Raw genomic sequence first — 20,388 nt, forward strand, 5'->3', positions numbered from 1 at the left:
CCCGCCCCCTCATCCGAGCCGCTCACGCGGCCCACCTTCTCCCGCAAGGGGAGAAGGACGCAGGTAATCTGAGCCCCGCCCGACTCGCTTCGGCGGGGCTTTTGTTTGTGACCGGGCCGGGTTCGTGCATTCTGGCGGCCTACAGACCCGGAGGCAGTCTTGAAGATCATCGGCAATCTGATCCTGGCGGTGGTGGTGCTGCTGGTCATCAGCTTCTTTGCGGCGCCCGGCGTGGCCTTCTTTGGTCTGCGCAGCGCGGCCGACAGCGGCGACGTGGCCGAGCTGGACCGGCTGGTGGACTATGGCGCCATGCGCAAGGCGCTGGGCCCGCAGCTGAACGGGCGGGTCGAGACCCTGACGCCGCCACCCTCCATCCTTGAGGATCCCATCGGCGCCGTGCAGCGTCAGTTCCAGCGCGGACCGGTGGCCGAAGGGCCGAGGGCCGACGCCTATTTGACGCCTGCGGCTCTGGGCGCCCTGACCCGGGGCGAGGGACGGTCCGCCGCCCTGCGCTCCGAGGCCGACAGTGCCGAGGCTGAACCGCCCTCCGGCGGGCCGCTGCCCCGGCCGGTCTATTGGGGCATGGACCGGGCCCGCATGGCGGTGATCGGCGAAAGCGGCGACGAGACCGTCTTCACCTTTGCCCGGACCGGCTTCTTCAGCTGGCATCTGGTGCACGTCAGCCTGCCGGAAGAGCGGGTGCCGATCGTCGGCCAAAGCGGTCGCAAGGGCGGCTGATCGCGATAGTCGAAGGCCGCGACTCACGGCAACCCTGATCCCCGGGGAGCGTTACGGTAGCGGGAGTGCCCGGTTCAGACCGGGTCAGGGAGAGTTGAGGGGATTATGCGTAAACTGATTATCGGGGTCGCCGGTCTGGCGATCGTACTGCTGCTCGGGGCCTGGGCCCTGTCACCCATTTTTGCCATGCAGGCCCTGACCCGCGCCGCCGAACAGGGCGACGAGGCCGCGCTGGAGCGGCTGGTCGACTTTCCCGCCGTCCGTCAAAGCCTCAAGGACGAACTGAACGCCCGCATGATGGCCGAGATGCGGGCCGAGGGCTCCGAGATCGACCCCGCATGGGCCGGCGTCGGCATGCTGCTGGGCCCGGCCATCGTCTCCGGCGCCATCGATGCCGTCATCACCCCCCAGGGCGTGGCCACCATGGTCCGCACCGCCGAGGCGCCCGAGCCCCAGGACGTGCTCAACCGCCCGAAGCCCACGCCCGGCGAGACCGAGGACGACGTCCACAAGTCCTGGACCTATCGCGGCGCCAACCGCGTCGAGGTGCGCCTGACCACGACCGACCGCCCGGACCAGCCGCTGATCCTCAACATGGACCGCCACGGCCTGTTCGGCTGGCGCCTCGTCGAAATCGACCTGCCGGACGCCGAGACCTGACAGCGCCCGCCGCCGCGATGGCGCGGGTCAGGGACCGTTGATCGCCGTCCCCGCCATTGGTAGCGTCAGCGCGTCGAAATTGCAGGGACGAACGACCGATGGTTGAGGCTCTGATCTTCGCCGGTAGCCTGGCTTTACTTCCCCTGCCGGATGAGTGTGCGCCGCGCGTGGAAAACGCTGTCGCGATCTGGTGGTTTCAACCGCTTGAACGCGCCCCGGGCGCGACGGTGAGTCTGGAAGCCTACTGGACGGACAGGCCCCATTCCTTTGAGCGGGCGCCCCGCCATTGCGTCACCGACATCGCGTTTTCGCCAGAGGGCATCCTGCAGTTCGACGCTGAGGACCTCATTGTCAGGGTCGCTGACGACGCTCCGGCCTCCGCCTTGGTGACCCTTACGGGGCGCCTTGGTGATCAACCGCTCGAAGCGCAGATCCGTGTCGTGACACCGGAGCAAGCCCCGCTCAGGGGCACCTGGCGACAGACCGGCGCAACCTGCCCGGATGGTGTGGTGCCGACGCCAATCAACGAACTGGTCTTTGATGCGGCGCAGCGATTTTCTGTCACCTGGATTCCGTTTGAGTCCTACCGGGACTATTGGGGCACCTACCGGTTCGATGCTGCTGACAAGTCCTTCAGCGCCGAGGTCGAGGGCGACAACCAGCGGCCCGCCAACCTCGATCTTTCGGGCACGGCATCCGTCTCGGGGAATGAGTTGATTCTGGAAGACCTGTGGCTCGGCGATCCCTCGCAAATGGTCGCAGCAGCCAGCCGCTGCACGTACCGGTTCGTCCGCGCCGACGCGCCGGGCTCAACCCAGACTCCCCCGACCGAGAAACTCGGAACGGACGACGTTACCGTCAACGAAGTCTCCGCCGATCCCGCATTTGCCTCAGGGGTCATAGCAACCGCCGTTGGGCTCTCTGGCACAGTTGCGGGCGAACAGCGGTTCTACATCATCCCGTTCATGGCCATCGGTCAGGCCAAGCCCGATGCAGGCGATAGGTGCAAAATCAGTTGGCAGTGGCACTCCGGGTTCCAGTGGTCGCTTGGCGGCGGTGGATCAGTCCGCGAAGGACGCGTGGTGACTGAATTTCACTGCGAACCGGGATCACAGTAGCCCCGGAGCAAGTGTCCGCATTCCACCCTCACGCGACAGTCAACTCCCGACCCATAGCGGACATTTGCGTCGCTACATCCGAGCGGCGACTTCTGGCTCATTGTGCCGGTCCCGAACGTCCGCTCTCATCGCGACGCACCGGCTCGGCCGATTGGACCGGACCCGACTCCCAGCTGACTTTTGACCTGTCTGGCCGCCGCTTCGCGGCGGCCAGTGACTTGGAGATGACGTCATAGCCGTGAGGGATTAGCGTCGGGGGGCCGTAGTATCGCTTGTCTCTGGAGGTTCCCATGGTTCGTACCCTTTCGCTCGTTGCTGCTGCGGCGGTGGTGATCAGCGTCTCGCCCGTCGCTGCGCATGCTCGGCTGGTGTCGGCTACGCCCGCGAGCGGGGCGGTTGTGTCGGCGCCCCGCACGATCAGCCTGACGTTCAGCGAGCGGTTCGCCGCGCCGTTCTCCAACGTCGAGGTCGAGGACGGGCGGGGGCGCGCCATCGCCTTGACCAAAACGGTGTCGGAGGACGGCAAGACGTTGGGCGGGTCGTTCGCAGCGCCGCTGTCGGCCGGGACCTATCGCGTGACCTGGGCCATCGCGGCGGCCGACGGTCACCGCATGACGGGAAACTACAGCTTCACCGTCCGCTGACGTGCCGATCGACCTGACCGTCGTCGTCCTAAGGTGGCTCCAGTTCGCTGCGGCGGTCGTGGCGCTGGGACTGCCACTGTTCCGGATCTATGCGTCGGGACCGGTCCCTTCGCGTTCGGTGCGTCGGGTCGCCATCACCGCCGGGCTGCTTCTGGCGGTCGGGGCGGCCGCTGGCCTTGTGGCTCAGACGGCCATGATGGCAGGCGGCTGGGCAGCAGCCGCAGACCCCGCTTCAATCGGTTACGTGATCCAGTCCACCAGTCTGGGCATGGCGCACATCGCCCGCGCCATACTGGCCCTGACAGGGGTCGCGATCTCGATGTTCGGACAGGACAGGAAGGTCGCGCAGTTGATGGCTGTCGCGGCGTTCGCCGGGGCTACAGCCAGCTTCGCCTGGAGCGGCCACGGGGCGGCCAGCGAGGGAGCCGGGGGGCTCATCCACCTGATCGCCGACATCATTCATGCGCTGGCGGCCGCCGTCTGGTTGGGCGCGCTGGCAGGATTCTGCATGCGGCTGTGTCGTCCTTTCGGAGGCGAGATCGAGACGACGACGCGTGCCCTTGCCGGGTTCGCCACGGTCGGCTCGGCAGCCGTTTCGGTGCTGGTGCTCACAGGGTTGATCAACGCCGGCTTTCTGATCGGCATTGACGGCGTGGTCCGGGTTGCAAGCTCGACCTGGGGCCTGCTGCTCCTGGGCAAGCTGGCCCTGTTTATCCTGATGGTCGGGCTGGCGGCGCATAACCGCTTCACCCTGACGCCCGCCCTGGCGCGGGCCATCACGCATGATACCCCGACCGACGGGCCTGTTCGGAGACTGCAGCTCAGCATTGGCCTGGAGATGGCGGCCGGCCTCGTCCTTCTGGGGCTTGTCGCGGCGATGGGCGTGCAGATGCCGCCGGCGTCGATGTAATCAGCGCGGCGCGCGCGACGACCAGTGGATGTGGCGGATACGCCAGACGTCGCCGTCCCGGTGCAGGATCATGGTCTCGGCGGTCAGCCGGTCGACGGGCCGGCCATTGAACGCGCCGGTCGTGCGGCCCTCGGTCAGCACCCAGGCGACGTCGCCCTCGACCCGGGCCGCTCGGCGCGTGACCTCGGCGGTGGTGGCGGCGGCGAAGGCCATGTCTGCGGGCAGGTGATGGCCTGCGTATTCCTCGCGCGAGCGCTCGGCACCGCCCTCTTCCAGCACCACGACGTCCTCGGCGAGCAGGGCCAGGACAGCCTCGGCGTCGCCCGACCCCAGGGCGGCATGAAAGGCGTCCACGACGGCGATGGCGGGGCGCGCCGCTTCATCATCGGCCGGGGCTGACGCGGATGAGACAGCGCCGCTGGGGGTCACGATGACGGAGGCCGATACGGCGAGGGCGACGGCGAAGATCAGGCGCTTCATGAAGGGCTCTCGGTGGCGAAGGACTGTGACTATGCTCTATTTGTGCGGCGAGGACAGCACCCTCTTGCGAGGGGCGGACAGGGACCCTGCGTAGATGTGCGGAACCCATGGAGATGATCGGCATGGTCGAACTGGATACCTTGATTGCACGGAGTTCGCCTCTGGAAGCCGCCTCCCTCGACGGTCTGGAAGACGGCGTCTGGCAGCGCGTGCAGCAGGCGCAAGTCAGGACACGTGAGCGATCGCTGCGGTTCGCGGCGCTTGGAATCGCGGCGGCCATCGGCGGCGTCGCCGGTGGCGTAACGGCGCCGACAGTCGAAACAGGTCGCAGCGAACTGTCTATCTTCAGCCCCCGCATGGCAGCGACACCCCTTGGTATCCGGAGCACCCTCGGATGAGCGGGCTGAAGTCCACACTGGTCACAGCCGTGCTGGCCGCCGCCGTAGGCGCGGCCGCGGCCTGGGGTGCAATGACCATACAGGCGCGGCAGGACAGGCCCGCCGACTTCCACCACCTCGTTCACGAAAGGCTGGACCTGAGCCCGGAACAGGATCGGCGTCTGGACGAGATCGAAGCGGCGTTCGCCGAGCGGCGAGCGCCACTGGAAGCCGAGGTACGACAGGCCAATGCGGAACTGTCGGCTGCGATTGCCGCCAGCCAAGGCGAGACGCCCGAAGTTCAGGCCGCCGTCGATCACTTCCACACCGCCATGGGTGATCTTCAGATGGCGACGATCCGTCATGTGTTCGAGATGCGCGCCGTGCTGACGCCCCGGCAGGCGGAAGAGTTCGACCGCGCGGTGGTCGAGACCCTGCGCGCCGACGCCGACTGACACGAGCGTGGGGGCTGGCGATACCGACGAAGGCCAGGCCGCCCTGGGAGACCGGGCGGCGTTTTCGCGCCTGATGACGGCGACGAAGGGTGAGTTGCATCGGTTCGTCAGCCGTTACGTCGGCGACCCGGACGAGGCGCTGGACCTGACCCAGGAGACCTATGCCGCCGCCTGGCTGTCGATTCGTCGATACGATCCCGAACGGCCGTTCGGAGCCTGGCTGCGCACCATCGCCCTGAACAAATGCCGGGACTGGAGCCGTCGCCGCCGCGTGCGTCGTCTCGTGAGGGGCGTCATGGGCCTGGACGCGCCGGAAGCCATGACAGTCGGTGACCCGACGCCCGGGGCCGAGGACCGGATGGATGATCGGCGGCGGGTGGAGCGTCTGAATCGCGCCTTGAATGAACTGCCCGACGGTCAGCGCGCGCCGCTCCTGCTCGCGGTTCTGGAAAGCCGGTCTCATGCCGAGATCGGCCGGATACTGGGACTGTCGTCCAAGGCGGTCGAACTGAGGATTGCCCGCGCCCGAAAGGCCTTGCTGGATCGCCTCGGCCCCTCCGAATGAGCCCCTGCGACCAGCCGTCGCGAGGGGCGGGCGCGGTTCTGACGTAAGGCTTGTTCAGACAGATGGGCCAAGACAGACGCATGAGATCGATTCAAACAGACCGTCGCGCATTGCTGCGCGGCTTCGCAGGCGGCGCAGGGCTTTTCGCCGCCCAGGGGTTGATGCCGGCATGGGCCCAGAGCGGGTCAGCGGGCCTAAGGACAGACCTGCACACACTCGACGGACCGGACGTGCGGCTGACGGTCGGCCATTCGCCGTTCACCGTCGGCGGGCGCACCGGTCACGCCATCACCGTCAACGGGACCTTGCCCGCGCCGCTGATCCGGCTGCGCGAGGGCCAGACGGCGCGGCTGTCGGTGACCAACACCCTGGACGAAGACACGTCTATCCACTGGCACGGGGTGCTGCTGCCCTTCCACATGGACGGCGTTCCGGGGGTCAGCTTCCCCGGCATCCGGCCCGGTGAGACCTTCCAGTATGAGTTCCCGGTGATCCAGTCCGGTACCTTCTGGTATCACTCCCACTCGAACCTCCAGGAGGCGATGGGCCACTACGGACCGCTGATCATCGATCCGGCGGGCGCGGATCCGGTTGCCTACGACCGCGAGCACGTCATCGTCCTGTCGGACTGGAGCTTCCTGCACCCTCACGAAATCCTGGATCGGCTCAAGAAGAGCCCCGGCTACTTCAACCAGTCGCGCACGACCCTGTCGGGCCTCGTGTCCGGCGAGGACGGGATGTCGCTGGAGGAGCGGCGCATGTGGGGCGGGATGCGCATGGACCCGCGCGACATCGCCGACGTCAACGGCACGACCTATACCTATCTGGTCAACGGCCATGGCCCGACCGAGAACTGGACCGGCCTGTTCCGTCCCGGCGAGCGGGTGCGGCTCCGGGTCATCAACGCCTCGGCCATGTCGATCTTCAATGTGCGTATCCCGGGCCTGGCCATGACCGTGGTCAATGCCGACGGCGAGAACGTCCGGCCGGTCGAGACCGACGAGTTCCAGATTTCGGTGGCCGAGACCTATGACGTCATCGTCCGCCCGACCGAGGACCGCGCCTATACCCTGGTGGCCGAGTCCGTGGACCGGTCCGGTATGGCGCGGGCGACGCTGGCCCCGCGTCCGGGCATGACGGCCGAGGTTCCGCCGCTGAGAGACGTTCCGACCCTGACCATGCGCGACATGGGCATGGGCGGCATGGCGGGCATGGACCACTCGGGCATGGACCAAGGCGTGGACCACTCCGCGATGGGCCACGGCGAGCCTGCCGCCGCGCCGATGGACCACGGATCCAGGGATCACGACATGCGCAACCCGGACAATGCGCCGGCCGGCATGGCCGTCGGCGTCGGTGTCGACATGGTTTCGCCGGACCCTGCCAACCGCCTTGGCGAGCGCCCCATGGGGCTGGAGGACGCGCCGCACCGCGTGCTGGTCTATACCGACCTCGTCTCCCTGGCGCCCAACAAGGATCAGCGGTCGCCCTCCCGCGCGCTCGAAATCCACCTCACCGGCAACATGGAACGGTTCATGTGGGGCTTCGATGGGCGGAAGTTCTCCGAGATCGTCGAGCCGATCCGCTTCGAGCGGGACGAGCGGGTGCGCGTGACCCTGGTCAACGACACCATGATGGCCCACCCCATCCACCTGCACGGCCACTTCTTCGAGCTGGTGACGGGCGGCCCGGCCGGGCATCAGCCGCTGAAGCACACGGTCAACGTCGCGCCGGGGTCCAAGGTGACCTTCGACCTGACCGCCGATGCCCCGGGCGACTGGGCCTTCCACTGCCATATGCTGATGCACATGCACGCGGGGATGTTCAACGTCGTCACTGTCCGCCCGCTGGATGGAGTGGCGTCATGATCCGGCTTTTGATGTGTCTGGTGCCGCTGTTGCTCGTGGCGGGCGCTGCCACAGCCCAGGATCACGAGCATCACCCGCCAACAGCCCAGACGCCCGCGACGGTCCCGCCGACGGCTGATCTGCATGCCGGACATGACATGAGCCCGGCCCCGGAACCCGTCGACCCGCATGCCGGTCACGACATGGGTGCGCAGCCTCAGACCGCAGATCCGCACGCCGGACATGACATGAGCGAACAGGCGATGGGTCCGCCAGACGTGCCGACCAGCGCCGATGACGATGGACGTCCCCGCCAACCGCCCCTGCCGCCCGCTGCCCTGTCCGGCCCGGCCCATGCGGCCGACGCGATCTGGGGGGCGGATCGGATGACCGGCGCCCGCGACATCCTGAGGCGCGAGAACGGCGATGTGCGCGCCACCGCCGTCATCATCGACCGGCTGGAGGTCGGCTTCGGCGACGGCGAGGAGGCCTGGACCTGGGACGTGGCGGGCTGGACCGGCGGCGACATCAACCGCTTCTGGTGGAAGTCCGAGGCCGAAGGCGACTTTGATGGCGAGATCGAAGGCGAGGTCCAGGCTCTCTACAGCCGCGCCATCACGCCCTTCTGGGGTGTGCAGGCGGGCGTGCGCCAGGACTTCGGGGAGGGCGGCGAGGATCCGACCCATCTGGTGCTCGGCGTCCAGGGGCTCGCCCCCTATTGGTGGGAGGTCGACGCCGCCACCTTCCTGTCGACCGGGGGCGACCTGACCGCGCGGGTCGAAGCCGAGTATGACCAGCGCATCACCCAGCGCCTGATCCTGCAGCCGCGCATCGAAGTCGAGGCTTCGGCGTCCGACGTGCCGGAGCTCGGTCTGGGCTCGGGTTTCACCCACGTCGAGGCCGGCCTCCGCCTGCGCTATGAAATCGCCAGGGAGTTCGCGCCCTATGTCGGGGTGGAGTGGAGTCGCGAACTCGGAGATACCGCCGACTTCACCCGCGCGGCGGGCGGCGAGCCCGAGCACACCCGTTTCGTCATCGGCCTCAAGGCCTGGTTCTAAGGAGAGTTACCTATGCACAAGATCATGCCGACGGTCGCCATGACCCTGGCCCTCATGGTCCCCACATTCGCTCAGGCTGTCGAGGCTTGCTGCTGCTGCGAGCAGGATCCCCCGGGCGCGCAGGCAGGCCACGACGCCCATGCCGCCGATCCCGACCACGCCGCGCACGACGTCGTCACAACCCCGGCGGACGGCGCCATGACCGATGGCTCCCCCGACTGGTTCACTGCCACCTTCCCGCACGCGATGACCCTGAAGACTGTGACCGTGACCGCTGAAGGACGCAACGCGGTCACGGTTCCCGTCGCCGCCGCGGCCGCAACGACACGCTTATCGGCCGATTTGCCGACTCTGGCCCCCGGCAACTACGTGCTGAACTGGACGGCCGAAGGCGCGGACGGTCATGAAATGACGGGCGCCGTCCGTTTCATGGTCCACTGATGGCGCCCCGATTGACCCGTCGCTTGCTTCTTGGCGGCGCGGTCGCGCTCGCCTCGGCGGGCACCGCGATGGCCCAGGACCGGCGGATGACCGCCTACAAGACGCCCTGGTGTGGGTGCTGCGACGGCTGGGTAGCGCACATACGCGCCGCCGGCTGGACCGTTGATGTGGTCGAGCGCGACGACCTCGCCCCGATTCGCACCCGCTACGGCGTGCCGGATCGCTATGCCGGGTGTCATACCGCCGTGGTCGGCGCCTATGCCGTCGAGGGCCATGTTCCGGCCTCCGACGTCGCCCGTCTGCTGAGGGACCGGCCGCAGGCCTTGGCCCTCGCCGCACCGGGAATGCCCGCCGGCTCGCCCGGCATGGAGGCGGCCGGGAACGAGCCCTATGTCACCCTGCTGATTGACCGCAGGGGCCAGGCCACCGTTTTCGGGCGCCATAACGGAGCCTGAGCCTCAGGCCGTCTCCCACTGGAAGGCCGCGATGATCGGACACGGGCCGCTGTCCCTGGAGGCGCAGGCGCTCGCCAGCCGCCTCAGGGCCGATCTCGCGTCCTCCAGATCGGCTATGGTTCGGTCCAGCGCGGCTAGACGCTCGGACGCCAGCACGCGGGCCCGCGCCCTGTCCTCGCCGGCATCCAGCGACAGCAGCTCCTTGATCTGCTCCAGCGTGAACCCGGCCGTCTGGGCCGAGCGGATGAACTTCAGACGGCGCACGTCCTCTTCGCCATAGCGGCGGATGCCCGCGCCCACGCCGTCGCGCGACCAGCGATCGGGCGTCGGCATGAGGCCCCGTCGCTGATAGAATCGCACTGTCTCCACCCCCACGCCGCCTTCCTGCGCCAGGGCCGCGATCGTTCTGACCTTCATGATTGACTCCGTACTTAAGTACGGAACCTAGAGTCCCCGCTCTGGATTGCCAAGCCAAGGAGCACACCATGTCCAAACCGTCCCGAACCGCCGTCCTGTATCGGATGGTCATGCCCGACCACACCTGTCCCTGGGGTCTGAAGGCCCGTCACCTGCTGAAGAGCCGGGGCTACACCGTCGATGACCGCTGGCTGACCACCCGCGAGGAAACCGACGCCTTCAAGGCCGAACACGGGGTCAAGACCACGCCCCAGGTGTTCATCGACGGCCAGCGGATCGGCGGTCATGACGACCTGCGCCGTTTCCTGGGTCTGAAGGTCCGCGATCCCAAGGCGACGACCTATACGCCCGTACTGGTCGTGTTTCTCACGACCGCCGTCATGGCCGCCATGCTCAGCCTTTTCGTTTTCGGCACCCCTCTGACCGTGCAGGCGGCCGAATGGTTCATTGCCCTGTCGATGATGGTGCTGGGCATGCTGAAGCTGCAGAACGTCGAGAGTTTCTCGTCCATGTTCCTGAACTATGACCTGCTGGCCAAGCGGTGGGTGCCCTATGGCAAGGTCTATCCCTTCGCCGAGTTCGGGGCTGGCGCCCTGATGGTCGCCGGTGTCCTGACCTGGCTGTCGGCACCGGTCGCCCTGGTCATCGGCGGCATCGGCGCCGCCTCGGTGTTCAAGGCCGTCTACCTCGACAAGCGGGAACTCAAGTGCGCCTGCGTCGGCGGCGACAGCAATGTGCCGCTGGGCTTCCTGTCCCTGACCGAAAACCTGATGATGATCGCCATGGCGCTCTGGATGCTGGTGATGGAGTTCGGCGGAGTTCGCGCGGCGATGCCGATGTGAGAGGTGGTCGAAGGTCGGGTTTCGGCCGGCCTTTGAATGTCCACGCATGGCGCATGGCGGACCGTCAGAGTTCTACAGGCCAGAGTCCGCTAACCCCCCAAAGCCGCCACCTGAAGAGTCCTCTTTCCGGTTCGTGGTTCAGCCCCCCAGCGCATCCCGCACGGCTTGCAGCCCGGCCTCGGCCTTGCTGGCGTCGGGCGCTCCGCCCTGGGCAAAGTCTGGCTTGCCGCCGGCGCCTTGCCCGCCCATGGCCAGGACGGCGGCGCGGGCCAGGTCGGCGGCGTTGATCCGGTCGGTGACGTCCGAGGTCACGGCCACGGTCACCGCCGCCTTGCCGTCGGTGGTGCCGATCAGGGCGACGACGCCGCTAACCACCTGTTTGCGGAAATCCTCGGCCACGCCGCGTAGGCCCTTGCCGTCGACGCCGTCCAGCACCCGCGCGATCAGCCTGGTGCCACCGATCTCTTCGGGAGCGGCATTGCTGCCCCCGCCGCCGCCCAGGGCGAGCTGCTTCTTCAGCTCGGCGACCTGTTTCTCCAGCGCCTTGACCGAGGTCTGCAGCGCCTCGACCCGGCCCGGCACATCGGCGGGCTGGATCTTGAAGTCGCGGGCCAGACCGCGCGCCACGCGGGCCTGGGCTTCCAGATACTGCCGCGCGGGCTCTCCGGTCAGGGCCTCGATGCGACGCACGCCGGCGGCGATGCCGCTCTCCGAGACGATCTTGAACAGGGCGATGTCGCCCGTGCGCGCGACGTGCGTGCCGCCGCACAGCTCGACCGAATAGGGTTTGTCCTCCACCAGGCTGTGGCCCAACGTCAGCACCCGGACCTCGTCGCCGTATTTCTCGCCGAACAGGGCCACGGCGCCCGCGGCAATGGCCTCATCGGGGCCCATCAGCTTGGTCTCGGCGGGCAGGTTCTGACGGATGACGGCGTTCACCTCATCCTCGATCCGGGCCAGTTCGTCGTCGGTCACCGGGGCGTTGTGGCTGAAGTCAAAACGCATCCGCTCGGCGTCGACCATCTGGCCCTTCTGCGCCACGTGCGGGCCCAGCACATTCTTGAGCGCCGCATGCAGCAGGTGCGCGGCCGAGTGGTTCGACCGCGTGGTCAGGCGGGCCAGAGCTGTCACCGAGGCCTCGACCCGGTCGCCGGTCTTCAGCGTGCCCGAGGTAATCTTGATGCGATGGACATTGAGGTCGGGCGCGGGCTTTTGCACATCCAGCACCTCGGCCTGGCCGCCGGTCCAGCTCAGCGTGCCGCGGTCGCCCGCCTGTCCGCCGCCCTCGCCATAGAAGGGGGTGCGGTCCAGCACCAGCTCGGCCTCGGCCCCTTCCGGCGCCTGCTCGGCCGGGGCACCGTCGACCACCAGCGCCAGCACCTCGCCGGTGCCGTCCACATCGTCATAGCCGATGAAGTCGGTCGGCCCGAGCCGGTCGCGCAGCGCCAGCCATTCGGCGGTTGAGGCCGTCTGGCCCGACCCCTTCCAGTGCTCGCGCGAGCGGTCGCGCTGTTCGGTCATCGCCGCTTCGAAACCATCGGTGTCGACGGCAAAACCGCGGCGGCGCGCCTCGTCCTGGGTCAGGTCCAGCGGGAAGCCATAGGTGTCATAGAGGGCAAAGGCGGTCGCGCCGGGCAGGGTGCCGCCCTCGGCCAGATCGCGCGTTGCCTCCTCGAACAGGGTCATCCCGCGGCCCAGCGTGGTGCGGAAGCGCAGCTCTTCCTGCTTCAGCGTGTCCTCGATGGTGGCCTGGGCCCGGGTCAGCTCGGGATAGGCCTCGCCCATCTCGGCCACCAGCGTCGGCACCAGCCGGTGCATCAGCGGGTCTGCCGCGCCCAACAGGTGGGCGTGGCGCATGGCCCGGCGCATGATGCGGCGCAGCACATAGCCCCGGCCCTCGTTGGACGGCGTCACGCCATCGGCGATCAGGAAGGACGACGACCGCAGGTGGTCGGCGATCACCCGGTGGCTGGGCGCCTGATCACCCTGGGCGGCCACGCCGGTGGCCTCTTCCGAGGCGTTGATCAGGGTGCGGAACAGATCGGTCTCATAGTTGGAATGCACGCCCTGCAGCACGGCGGCAACGCGCTCCAGCCCCATGCCGGTGTCGATCGACGGCTTGGGCAGGTTCAGGCGCGTGCCGTCTTCCTGCTGTTCGAACTGCATGAAGACCAGGTTCCAGATCTCGACCCAGCGGTCGCCGTCCTCGTCCGGCGTGCCCGGAGGTCCGCCCCAGATGTGGTCGCCGTGGTCATAGAAGATTTCGGTACACGGACCGCACGGGCCGGTGTCGCCCATCGACCAGAAATTGTCCGAGCCGGCGATGCGGGTGATGCGGCTTTCGGGCAGGCCGGCGATCTTCTTCCACAGGTCGAAGGCCTCATCGTCGTCGATATAGACGGTGGCCATCAGCCGGTCCTTCGGAATGCCGAAGTCCTTCGTCACGAGGTTCCAGGCGGCCTCGATGGCGTGTTCCTTGAAGTAATCGCCGAACGAGAAATTGCCCATCATCTCGAAGAAGGTGTGGTGGCGGGCGGTATAGCCCACATTGTCCAGGTCGTTGTGCTTGCCCCCGGCGCGCACGCATTTCTGGGCACTGGTCGCGCGGTTGTAGGGGCGCTTCTCCTGACCGGTGAAGACATTCTTGAACGGCACCATGCCGGCATTGACGAACAGCAGGGTCGGATCGTTCTGCGGCACCAGCGGCGCGGACTGCACCTTGGTGTGACCATCGGCGGCGAAATAGTCGAGGAAGGTCGAACGGATCTCTTTGAGGCTGGACATCGGGGCGGGCTCGGTCAGTCGGGAGGAAACGGGGAGGCAGCCGTCATACAGAGGAATGCGCCGGATTGCATCACCTGCCCGTGATCAGCGGGCGCGACATTGCGGCGGGCGACGGCGGGCCGGGGGAGGGCTAGGGTCCAGCCATGCGCGAAGTGGTCGTCTGGTATGACGGGGCCTGTCCCCTGTGTCGCCGCGAGATCGGCATCATGCGGCGGCTGGACCGTGGCGGTGCCCTGACCTTCGTCGATGTGGCCCAGCCGGGCGCGGCCGAGGCCTGTCCGCTCGACCCGGCCGACATGCTGTCCCGCTTTCACGTGCGCGAGGACGGGCAGTTGCTGTCCGGCGCCGCCGCCTTCGCCGCCATGTGGCGCGCCATTCCGATCCTCCGCCCCTTCGGCCTCATGGCTCGCAACCGGATGGTGCTGGCCCTGCTGGAGCGGCTGTATGTGCAGTTCCTCAAGGTGCGCCCGCGCCTGCAGCGGCTGTTTCGCTGACAGCCGTCCACAACGGACGAAGCCGCCCGACCGGGGGGTCGAGCGGCTTCTTTTCCCCGAACGGATGTCACGGGGTCGGTGGCGGGTCGCGAGGCACCGCCCGGGGAAGTCTGAAAGCCGAGCGGCTTGAGGGCGATCAGCCCTCGAGGTCCTGCCCCTCGTCGGGCTCGGGCGAGCCCAGCAGTTCGTCGTCGATCTTGCTGGTCGACTGACGCACGGCCTTTTCGATCGAGGCCGCCACATCGGGATTGGCCTTGAGGAACTCGCGCACATTCTCGCGGCCCTGGCCGATGCGCTGGCTGTCGTAGGAGAACCAGCTGCCGGCCTTTTCGATCACCCCGGCCTTGACGCCCAGGTCGATGATCTCGCCCAGTTTCGAGATGCCCTCGCCATACATGATGTCGAAGATCACCTCGCGGAACGGCGGGGCCACCTTGTTCTTGACCACCTTGACGCGGGTGGTGTTGCCGACCACCTCGTCGCGGTTCTTGATGGCGCCGGTGCGGCGGATGTCGAGGCGCACCGAGGCATAGAATTTCAGCGCATTGCCGCCGGTGGTCGTCTCGGGCGAGCCGTACATGACGCCGATCTTGTGGCGGATCTGGTTGATGAAGATGACGATGCAATTGGTCCGCGAGATCGAGGCGGTCAGCTTGCGCAGCGCCTGGCTCATCAGGCGGGCCTGAAGGCCGGGCAGGCTGTCGCCCATCTCGCCCTCGATCTCGGCCCGGGGCGTCAGGGCGGCGACCGAGTCGATCACCACAATGTCCACCGCGCCCGACCGCACCAGGGTGTCGGTGATTTCCAGCGCCTGCTCGCCATTGTCCGGCTGGCTGACCAGCAGGTCGTCGAGGTTCACGCCCAGCTTCTGGGCATAGACCGGGTCCAGCGCATGTTCCGCGTCAACAAACGCCGCCACGCCGCCGACCTTCTGGATCTCGGCCACCGTGTGCAGCGCCAGCGTGGTCTTGCCGGAGCTTTCCGGGCCGAAAATCTCGATCACCCGGCCATAGGGCAGGCCGCCGATCCCCAGCGCCATGTCCAGACCCAGCGAGCCGGTCGAGACGCTTTCGATCTCGGCCACCATCCCGCCCTTGCCCAGCTTCATCACCGAGCCCTTGCCGAACGCCCGGTCAATCTGGGCCAGCGCCGCTTCCAGAGCCCGCGCCTTGTCGCCGTCTTCCTTGCCCACCAGTTTCAAAGCCGCCTGTGCCATTGCCTTCGACTCCCTTGCCATGATTCCCATCCGACTTCGGGAGAGACCCGCCACAGGGATGGACATCCACCCCCGGCCCGCTCCCGGTGACCGGCATATGTGCATGTTTTGTTCTGGTTGCCAATATGTTCTTTTTTCGAGTGCGACCGGGATTGACGTAGGGGGCCGTCTGATGAAGCGGGGTTCATCACAAAGACCACAAAGACCCCACAAAGGACACAACGAGGTCGAGCCCAAGCATCCCCCCGCTGTGATGAAGCCCGTTCTTAAGTCCCCTCTCCCGGCGGGAGAGGGGGTTGGGGGTGAGGGGCTCTCCGCATCCTTCGGCGTGAGCCGTCGCACCGGTCCTGCCACGGCGTTCGCCGACGGACACCGCCGCCCCTCATCCGGCGCTCACGCGCCACCTTCTCCCATTGGGAGAAGGGACAATTTATCGTGCGGGACCTTGGCGACGGGCACACCCCCTCTGTGCCCTTCGTGCCTCCTTTGTGTCCTTTGTGATGAACCTCTTTCTTCTCCCTTCTCCCCATCGGGGGAGAAGGAATGCTGAGCTGGCGCCCTCAGCTATGATAGCCGCCCCCGAATTCCCGCGCCCTTTCAACACCCCCACCGTTTCCCGGACCGTTCTTCCCGACCCGGTCCAGCGGTGTGCAACCCTCTGGCTGTCTCCGCCGCAGGAGAGGCGCCTCGGGACCCAGGCACTGACGCGGCGGCGGGGGCCGGTCGAGCGGGATTGCCCGGTGTAAACACCGGGGTCCGGGGCGTTTCTGGACGCCTCGCCCGTCGCGGGCTGAGTCGTCTGGAAGAGGTCGAACCGGGTTAAACGAGCCGGGCCGCGCAAGTTCGTCGGCGCCCCCGGTCCCGGCGGAAGAGACCGGAGCTTCAGACCGCTCGCGTGAACCGACCGGGGCGGCGCCAGGCCAGGTGCCGAAACTCACACACGCTCCCTGACGGCGAAAGCACGGGAGCACACGGTTCCGGGCCCCCGGCCCATGCGCCGCCCGCCTCTCCATCACCTCTGCCCCAAGGGCGAGAGGGGCTTCGGCGTGGGCGCGAAGGCGCGCCCCTCACTTCACCTTTTTGTAAACGGTCAGGCCCAGGACGAAGACGGCGACCGCGATGATGACGGCGATCCAGAACAGGATGATGGCGATGTCGACGAAAACGCCGGCAAGGCCCGTGAAACCCAGCACACCCAGGATCAGGGCGATGACGGCGAGAATGATGGCCCATTTGATCATGGGGGTGGCTCCTCAGTGAAGATGTGTATCGCCCCGCAACGCCACCCGGGGCGGCGACGTTCCGGAAACAGCCTGTTGCACTGCAAGAAAAATCCGCTTCCCCATTGATCCAATGGCCAAGCTTCGCGTTGGATGGGGCATGACAAAAACAAACAAGCCCGCCGTCCTGAACATTCGCAATGCCCGCGCCGCAGATGTGGAGGCCATCGCGGCCCTCGTCTCCAAGGTCTACAAATCCATGCCGCCGTATACGACGGGCATGCTGCGCGGCCAGATCTCGGCCTTCCCCGACGGCCAGTTCGTGGTCGAGTACGAAGGCGACATCGTCGGCTATGCCGCCGGCTTCCGCATCGATGAAAAGACGGCGATGAGCCAGCACACCTGGTCGCAGATCACCGGCGGCGGCTATGCCTCGCGTCACGATCCCATCGGCGAATGGTTCTATGGCATGGAGGTCTGCGTCGACCCCGACCGGCGGCGCCTGCGCATTGGCCAGCGCCTGTATGATGCGCGGCGCGACTTCTGCGAGGCCAAGAATCTGAAGGGCATCGTTTTTGGCGGACGCATGCCCGGGCTGGCGCGCAAGAAGGCCACCTATGCCGAGCCCGAGGCCTATCTGGATGCCGTCTCGGCGCGCAAGGCCAACGACCCGGTGATCGGCTTTCACCTGCGCACGGGTTTCGAACCCATCGGCGTGCTCAAGGGCTATCTGGCCTCCGATACGGCCTCGATGGGCCACGCCGCCCACATGGTCTGGCGCAACCCCTATTTCGTCGAGGAGCGGGGCAAGGGTTCGGCCTTTGCGGTCAAGGAGAACGTCCGCATCGCCACCGTCCAGCTGCAGGCGCGCAAGGTGGCGAGCTTTGAGGAGTTCATCGCCAACATCGAATATTTCGTCGATGTGACCGCCGACTACCGGACCGACTTTGTCGTCTTCCCCGAACTGTTCACCCTGCAGCTGCTGTCGCTGGAAAAGAAGAAGCTGACGCCGGCGGAATCGATCGAGGCCCTGACCCGCTATACGCCCCGCTTCATCGAGGCCCTGCGCAAGATGGCGGTCGAGTACAACATCAACATCATCGGCGGCTCGCACCCGACCCAGACCGACGACGGCGACATCCAGAACGTCGCCTATGTCTTCCTGCGCGACGGCTCGGTCCACGCCCAGGAAAAGATCCACCCGACCCCGAACGAGCGGCACTGGTGGAACATCAAGGGCGGCGACATGGTGCATGCCATCGACACCGACTGCGGCCCGATCGGCGTGCTGATCTGCTACGACTCCGAATTCCCCGAACTGGCCCGGCGGCTGGTCGACGAGGGGGCGCGCATGCTGTTCGTGCCGTTCTGTACCGATAACCGTCAGGGGTACCTGCGGGTGCGCTATTGCTCGGCGGCGCGGGCCATCGAGAACCAGTGCTACATCGCCCTGTCGGGCAATGTCGGCAATCTGCCCAATGTCGAGAACATGGACGTCCAGTACGCCCAGTCGTGCATCCTGACGCCCTGCGACTTCCCCTTTGCGCGCGACGGCATCGCCGCCGAGGCGTCCGAGAATGTCGAGACCATCACCGTCGCCGACCTGGACCTCTCCGACCTCGCCTGGGCCAAGGCGCAGGGCACGGTCCGCAATCTGCGCGACCGCCGCTTTGATCTCTACAAGACCGTCTGGACCGACGGCGGCTGAGGCGGGTCAGCCGGGCATGAAGACGAGGGCCGAGGCCGAAACGGAGACCGCCGCCACGATCAGCACCAGTCCGATGATCCTCAGGCCCGACCACGGCCCGGCGCCCGGACTGTTCGGCGTCATCAGCGCCAGCGGCGCCGCAAGGCTCAGCCACAGCAGGGCGATCAGGGCCAGTATGCCCGGCAGGTCCATGCCGATGCCGAGGAACACCGGATGGCCCATGGCCAGCAACCAGCCCCCAACGACCACGGTCGCGACGACCGGGATCAGACCGATCCGGACCCGCCTCAGCTCCGGATCGATCGCGGCGACGAAGGCGGCAGCCGCGACCGCGACCAGCCCGGGCCACAGCAGCAGGAAGGCGGCCTCCGGCAGCAGCGCCTGCGCCACCGCGCCCAGCACCAGCACCAGCCCGATCAGCCCCAGCCAGCGCGGCCAGGGGCTGGCCGCCGGTGGCGGCACCGGAATGGCGGCGACAAGGGCCAGAGCGGTCATGCCCGCGCTGACCGGGTCCCAGCCGCCGATCAGCTGGACCAGCAGACCGAGGACCGCGACGGTGCCCATCCACGCCATGCGCAGCTTGCCGCTCGCGCCCGCCAGAAACACCAGTGCCGCCCCGAACAGGGCCAGACCGGTAGCGACTTCCATCAAGGGCAGCCGCTCCAGCAGCTGATAATAGACATCGGCCGACTCGACCCGCCGCAGCATCGGCCCCGCCGCCAGCCGCACCGCCTGCGCCAGAACAAAGGCCCCCGCCAGGAAGGCGACGCCATCGACGGCTCCTCGCAACAGACTGGCCAGCGCCGTCCGGCTGCGGAAGACGGCAAAGGCCAGCAGCCCAAGCGACAGAAGCACCAGTCCCCAGCCCCAGGGCGCTGCCATGACGAGCATCGCCCCGCCGAACGCATCGGCATAGACGCGGTCCGGTCCGGCTTCCGGCAGGGTCTCGGCGCGCAGCAGCCGGTCGGTGACCTCCAGCGCCTGCGAGCCGATGTGCTGCAGACTGCCCTTGTCCAGCGCGTCCGGGGTCGAGGACGGGCGGTGGTACTGGTCGGCCCGACCGATGAAGGCAAAGTTCAGCCCGGCAATGCCCCGCTCTCGCGGCACGGAAAAGTCCGTGTCGTTCGACATCATCCGGTAGATGGCCACCGCCAGCGAATTGCTGGTCACCCCGCCGTCGATATGCGGGGCGGCCCCGGCCAGAAGGCCAACTGCGCCGGCGTTACCCGGGCCGGTCTCGAACATCATGGCGCGTCCGCCGCCGCCGCGCGCCTCCAGATTGACGACAAAGCCGATCCGCGCCCGGTCGGGATAGTCGCCGAAGAAGACACGGGCCCCGTCAAGGCCCAACTCCTCGGCGTCGGTGATCAGCACGATCAGCGGGCGCTCGGTCGGACCCCGCGCCTGAATGGCCCGGACGGCTTCCAGCACGGCGGCGACGCCGGTCGCGTCGTCGGCCGCCCCGGGCGAGCCGGGCACACTGTCATAGTGGGCCATCAGCACCACGGGGGCGGCGGACGGGTCGCGCCCCGGCAACTGGCCGACCAGATTACGGACCCGGTAACCGGCGGCTTCGGGCGACAGCTCCCAGCGCTCCATCCGCCGGATCGAGCCGGGGGACAGCGGTCCCTCCATGACCACCGGGTCCAGCCCCAGCGCCTGCATCCGGCCCAGCAGGTAGGCCCGGGCCGCGGCGTGCTCGGGGGTGCCCAGCGGGCGCGGCGCGCGGGCCAGTCGCTCGACGTCGACCATGGCGCGCCCGGCCGAGAAGACCGAGGCCTCTGCGTCCGCAGGACGGGGCGCGGGCGTGCGGGTCAGCAGGGCGGCCAGACCCAGCCCCAGCAACAGGGACACCAGCAGCAGGATGCCCAGCGCCGGATGGCCCCTGACGATCCGCGCACGCGGGCTCGGACTGGCTGCCGACATTGTCACCCCCTTACCGACCATGTCCCGACCCTA

Annotated in this window: 21 protein-coding genes; 15 read left to right on the forward strand and 6 right to left on the reverse strand. The window is 67.6% G+C overall.

The window, feature by feature from the left end; translation table 11 throughout:
• The first annotated feature begins 159 nt into the window (after nucleotides 1-159).
• From B4K74_RS02835 to copD, 5 genes are all read left to right on the forward strand, one after another.
• Entirely contained in the window at nucleotides 160-738 is a 579-nt protein-coding gene (locus tag B4K74_RS02835) for a DUF2939 domain-containing protein (protein WP_286691669.1), read from the forward strand.
• A 105-nt stretch (nucleotides 739-843) separates the two neighbouring features.
• Entirely contained in the window at nucleotides 844-1,398 is a 555-nt protein-coding gene (locus B4K74_RS02840; RefSeq protein ID WP_286691670.1) for a DUF2939 domain-containing protein, read from the forward strand.
• A gap of 98 nt (nucleotides 1,399-1,496) precedes the next feature.
• Nucleotides 1,497-2,516 (forward strand): hypothetical protein, encoded by a 1,020-nt coding sequence (locus B4K74_RS02845; protein WP_286691671.1) that lies wholly within the window; start codon nucleotides 1,497-1,499, stop codon nucleotides 2,514-2,516.
• A 290-nt stretch (nucleotides 2,517-2,806) separates the two neighbouring features.
• A complete protein-coding gene (gene copC, locus B4K74_RS02850) occupies nucleotides 2,807-3,160 on the forward strand; it encodes a copper homeostasis periplasmic binding protein CopC (RefSeq protein WP_286691672.1) in 354 nt (117 codons plus the stop codon).
• A gap of 1 nt (nucleotide 3,161) precedes the next feature.
• Complete coding sequence (copD, locus tag B4K74_RS02855; protein WP_123287356.1) at nucleotides 3,162-4,070, forward strand: copper homeostasis membrane protein CopD; 909 nt, start codon at nucleotides 3,162-3,164, stop codon at nucleotides 4,068-4,070.
• Here copD and B4K74_RS02860 read toward each other — a convergent pair whose 3' ends face one another.
• A complete protein-coding gene (locus B4K74_RS02860; protein WP_286691673.1) occupies nucleotides 4,071-4,550 on the reverse strand; it encodes a nuclear transport factor 2 family protein in 480 nt (159 codons plus the stop codon).
• 107 nt (nucleotides 4,551-4,657) lie between these two features.
• Here B4K74_RS02860 and B4K74_RS02865 point away from each other — a divergent pair, with 107 nt between their 5' ends.
• The 7 genes from B4K74_RS02865 to B4K74_RS02895 all read left to right on the forward strand — a co-directional run bounded on the left by B4K74_RS02865 (nucleotide 4,658) and on the right by B4K74_RS02895 (nucleotide 9,748).
• On the forward strand, nucleotides 4,658-4,948 hold the full coding sequence (locus B4K74_RS02865) for a hypothetical protein (protein ID WP_286691674.1): 291 nt from the start codon (nucleotides 4,658-4,660) through the stop codon (nucleotides 4,946-4,948).
• A complete protein-coding gene (locus B4K74_RS02870; RefSeq protein ID WP_286691675.1) occupies nucleotides 4,945-5,382 on the forward strand; it encodes a Spy/CpxP family protein refolding chaperone in 438 nt (145 codons plus the stop codon). The genes B4K74_RS02865 and B4K74_RS02870 overlap by 4 nt, the downstream gene beginning before the upstream one ends.
• A gap of 7 nt (nucleotides 5,383-5,389) precedes the next feature.
• Complete coding sequence (locus B4K74_RS02875; RefSeq protein WP_241153165.1) at nucleotides 5,390-5,947, forward strand: RNA polymerase sigma factor; 558 nt, start codon at nucleotides 5,390-5,392, stop codon at nucleotides 5,945-5,947.
• An 80-nt stretch (nucleotides 5,948-6,027) separates the two neighbouring features.
• Complete coding sequence (locus B4K74_RS02880; RefSeq protein WP_286691676.1) at nucleotides 6,028-7,815, forward strand: copper resistance system multicopper oxidase; 1,788 nt, start codon at nucleotides 6,028-6,030, stop codon at nucleotides 7,813-7,815.
• Entirely contained in the window at nucleotides 7,812-8,852 is a 1,041-nt protein-coding gene (locus B4K74_RS02885; protein ID WP_286691677.1) for a copper resistance protein B, read from the forward strand. Before B4K74_RS02880 ends, B4K74_RS02885 begins: the two co-directional genes overlap by 4 nt.
• 12 nt (nucleotides 8,853-8,864) lie before the next feature.
• On the forward strand, nucleotides 8,865-9,293 hold the full coding sequence (locus B4K74_RS02890) for a copper resistance CopC family protein (RefSeq protein WP_286691678.1): 429 nt from the start codon (nucleotides 8,865-8,867) through the stop codon (nucleotides 9,291-9,293).
• Complete coding sequence (locus B4K74_RS02895) at nucleotides 9,293-9,748, forward strand: DUF411 domain-containing protein (RefSeq protein WP_414630937.1); 456 nt, start codon at nucleotides 9,293-9,295, stop codon at nucleotides 9,746-9,748. Before B4K74_RS02890 ends, B4K74_RS02895 begins: the two co-directional genes overlap by 1 nt.
• Nucleotides 9,749-9,751: 3 nt before the next feature.
• Here B4K74_RS02895 and B4K74_RS02900 read toward each other — a convergent pair whose 3' ends face one another.
• The gene (locus B4K74_RS02900; protein WP_286691680.1) at nucleotides 9,752-10,165 is read right to left on the reverse strand and encodes a MerR family transcriptional regulator; all 414 of its coding nucleotides are present in this window, start codon (nucleotides 10,163-10,165) and stop codon (nucleotides 9,752-9,754) included.
• 68 nt (nucleotides 10,166-10,233) lie between these two features.
• Here B4K74_RS02900 and B4K74_RS02905 point away from each other — a divergent pair, with 68 nt between their 5' ends.
• Nucleotides 10,234-11,007, forward strand: coding sequence for a glutaredoxin family protein (locus tag B4K74_RS02905; protein ID WP_286691681.1), 774 nt, complete (start codon nucleotides 10,234-10,236; stop codon nucleotides 11,005-11,007).
• A gap of 138 nt (nucleotides 11,008-11,145) precedes the next feature.
• On the opposite strand, the gene alaS is transcribed toward B4K74_RS02905, so the two are convergent.
• On the reverse strand, nucleotides 11,146-13,791 hold the full coding sequence (gene alaS / locus B4K74_RS02910) for an alanine--tRNA ligase (RefSeq protein ID WP_286691682.1): 2,646 nt from the start codon (nucleotides 13,789-13,791) through the stop codon (nucleotides 11,146-11,148).
• A 143-nt stretch (nucleotides 13,792-13,934) separates the two neighbouring features.
• Between alaS and B4K74_RS02915 the strand changes: the two genes are divergently transcribed.
• On the forward strand, nucleotides 13,935-14,285 hold the full coding sequence (locus tag B4K74_RS02915; protein WP_286691683.1) for a thiol-disulfide oxidoreductase DCC family protein: 351 nt from the start codon (nucleotides 13,935-13,937) through the stop codon (nucleotides 14,283-14,285).
• A gap of 136 nt (nucleotides 14,286-14,421) precedes the next feature.
• On the opposite strand, the gene recA is transcribed toward B4K74_RS02915, so the two are convergent.
• Together recA and B4K74_RS02925 are read right to left on the reverse strand one after the other, a co-directional pair.
• Nucleotides 14,422-15,501 carry a recombinase RecA gene (gene recA / locus B4K74_RS02920; RefSeq protein ID WP_286691684.1) on the reverse strand — a complete coding sequence of 360 codons (1,080 nt, stop codon included), beginning with the start codon at nucleotides 15,499-15,501 and terminating at the stop codon, nucleotides 14,422-14,424.
• Between the two features lie 1,067 nt (nucleotides 15,502-16,568).
• Nucleotides 16,569-16,742 (reverse strand): DUF1328 domain-containing protein, encoded by a 174-nt coding sequence (locus B4K74_RS02925; protein ID WP_123286097.1) that lies wholly within the window; start codon nucleotides 16,740-16,742, stop codon nucleotides 16,569-16,571.
• Nucleotides 16,743-16,881: 139 nt separating this feature from the next.
• Between B4K74_RS02925 and B4K74_RS02930 the strand changes: the two genes are divergently transcribed.
• A complete protein-coding gene (locus B4K74_RS02930) occupies nucleotides 16,882-18,429 on the forward strand; it encodes a bifunctional GNAT family N-acetyltransferase/carbon-nitrogen hydrolase family protein (protein ID WP_286691685.1) in 1,548 nt (515 codons plus the stop codon).
• Nucleotides 18,430-18,435: 6 nt separating this feature from the next.
• Here B4K74_RS02930 and B4K74_RS02935 read toward each other — a convergent pair whose 3' ends face one another.
• Nucleotides 18,436-20,355, reverse strand: coding sequence for a M20/M25/M40 family metallo-hydrolase (locus B4K74_RS02935; protein WP_286691686.1), 1,920 nt, complete (start codon nucleotides 20,353-20,355; stop codon nucleotides 18,436-18,438).
• Between the last annotated feature and the right edge of the window lie 33 nt (nucleotides 20,356-20,388).

Source organism: Brevundimonas sp. UBA2503 (genome assembly GCF_002341485.1).
Lineage (GTDB): Bacteria > Pseudomonadota > Alphaproteobacteria > Caulobacterales > Caulobacteraceae > Brevundimonas > Brevundimonas halotolerans.

Excerpts from the sequence above, each read along its gene's own strand:
- B4K74_RS02840 (WP_286691670.1), top strand. The coding sequence starts at position 844 with ATGCGTAAACTGATTATCGGGGTCGCCGGTCTGGCGATCGTACTGCTG.
- B4K74_RS02845 (WP_286691671.1), top strand. The coding sequence starts at position 1,497 with ATGGTTGAGGCTCTGATCTTCGCCGGTAGCCTGGCTTTACTTCCCCTG.
- copC (WP_286691672.1), top strand. The coding sequence starts at position 2,807 with ATGGTTCGTACCCTTTCGCTCGTTGCTGCTGCGGCGGTGGTGATCAGC.
- B4K74_RS02860 (WP_286691673.1), bottom strand. The coding sequence starts at position 4,550 with ATGAAGCGCCTGATCTTCGCCGTCGCCCTCGCCGTATCGGCCTCCGTC.
- B4K74_RS02865 (WP_286691674.1), top strand. The coding sequence starts at position 4,658 with ATGGAGATGATCGGCATGGTCGAACTGGATACCTTGATTGCACGGAGT.
- B4K74_RS02870 (WP_286691675.1), top strand. The coding sequence starts at position 4,945 with ATGAGCGGGCTGAAGTCCACACTGGTCACAGCCGTGCTGGCCGCCGCC.
- B4K74_RS02880 (WP_286691676.1), top strand. The coding sequence starts at position 6,028 with ATGAGATCGATTCAAACAGACCGTCGCGCATTGCTGCGCGGCTTCGCA.
- B4K74_RS02885 (WP_286691677.1), top strand. The coding sequence starts at position 7,812 with ATGATCCGGCTTTTGATGTGTCTGGTGCCGCTGTTGCTCGTGGCGGGC.
- B4K74_RS02890 (WP_286691678.1), top strand. The coding sequence starts at position 8,865 with ATGCACAAGATCATGCCGACGGTCGCCATGACCCTGGCCCTCATGGTC.
- B4K74_RS02895 (WP_414630937.1), top strand. The coding sequence starts at position 9,293 with ATGGCGCCCCGATTGACCCGTCGCTTGCTTCTTGGCGGCGCGGTCGCG.
- B4K74_RS02900 (WP_286691680.1), bottom strand. The coding sequence starts at position 10,165 with ATGAAGGTCAGAACGATCGCGGCCCTGGCGCAGGAAGGCGGCGTGGGG.
- B4K74_RS02905 (WP_286691681.1), top strand. The coding sequence starts at position 10,234 with ATGTCCAAACCGTCCCGAACCGCCGTCCTGTATCGGATGGTCATGCCC.
- alaS (WP_286691682.1), bottom strand. The coding sequence starts at position 13,791 with ATGTCCAGCCTCAAAGAGATCCGTTCGACCTTCCTCGACTATTTCGCC.
- B4K74_RS02915 (WP_286691683.1), top strand. The coding sequence starts at position 13,935 with ATGCGCGAAGTGGTCGTCTGGTATGACGGGGCCTGTCCCCTGTGTCGC.
- recA (WP_286691684.1), bottom strand. The coding sequence starts at position 15,501 with ATGGCACAGGCGGCTTTGAAACTGGTGGGCAAGGAAGACGGCGACAAG.
- B4K74_RS02925 (WP_123286097.1), bottom strand. The coding sequence starts at position 16,742 with ATGATCAAATGGGCCATCATTCTCGCCGTCATCGCCCTGATCCTGGGT.
- B4K74_RS02930 (WP_286691685.1), top strand. The coding sequence starts at position 16,882 with ATGACAAAAACAAACAAGCCCGCCGTCCTGAACATTCGCAATGCCCGC.
- B4K74_RS02935 (WP_286691686.1), bottom strand. The coding sequence starts at position 20,355 with ATGTCGGCAGCCAGTCCGAGCCCGCGTGCGCGGATCGTCAGGGGCCAT.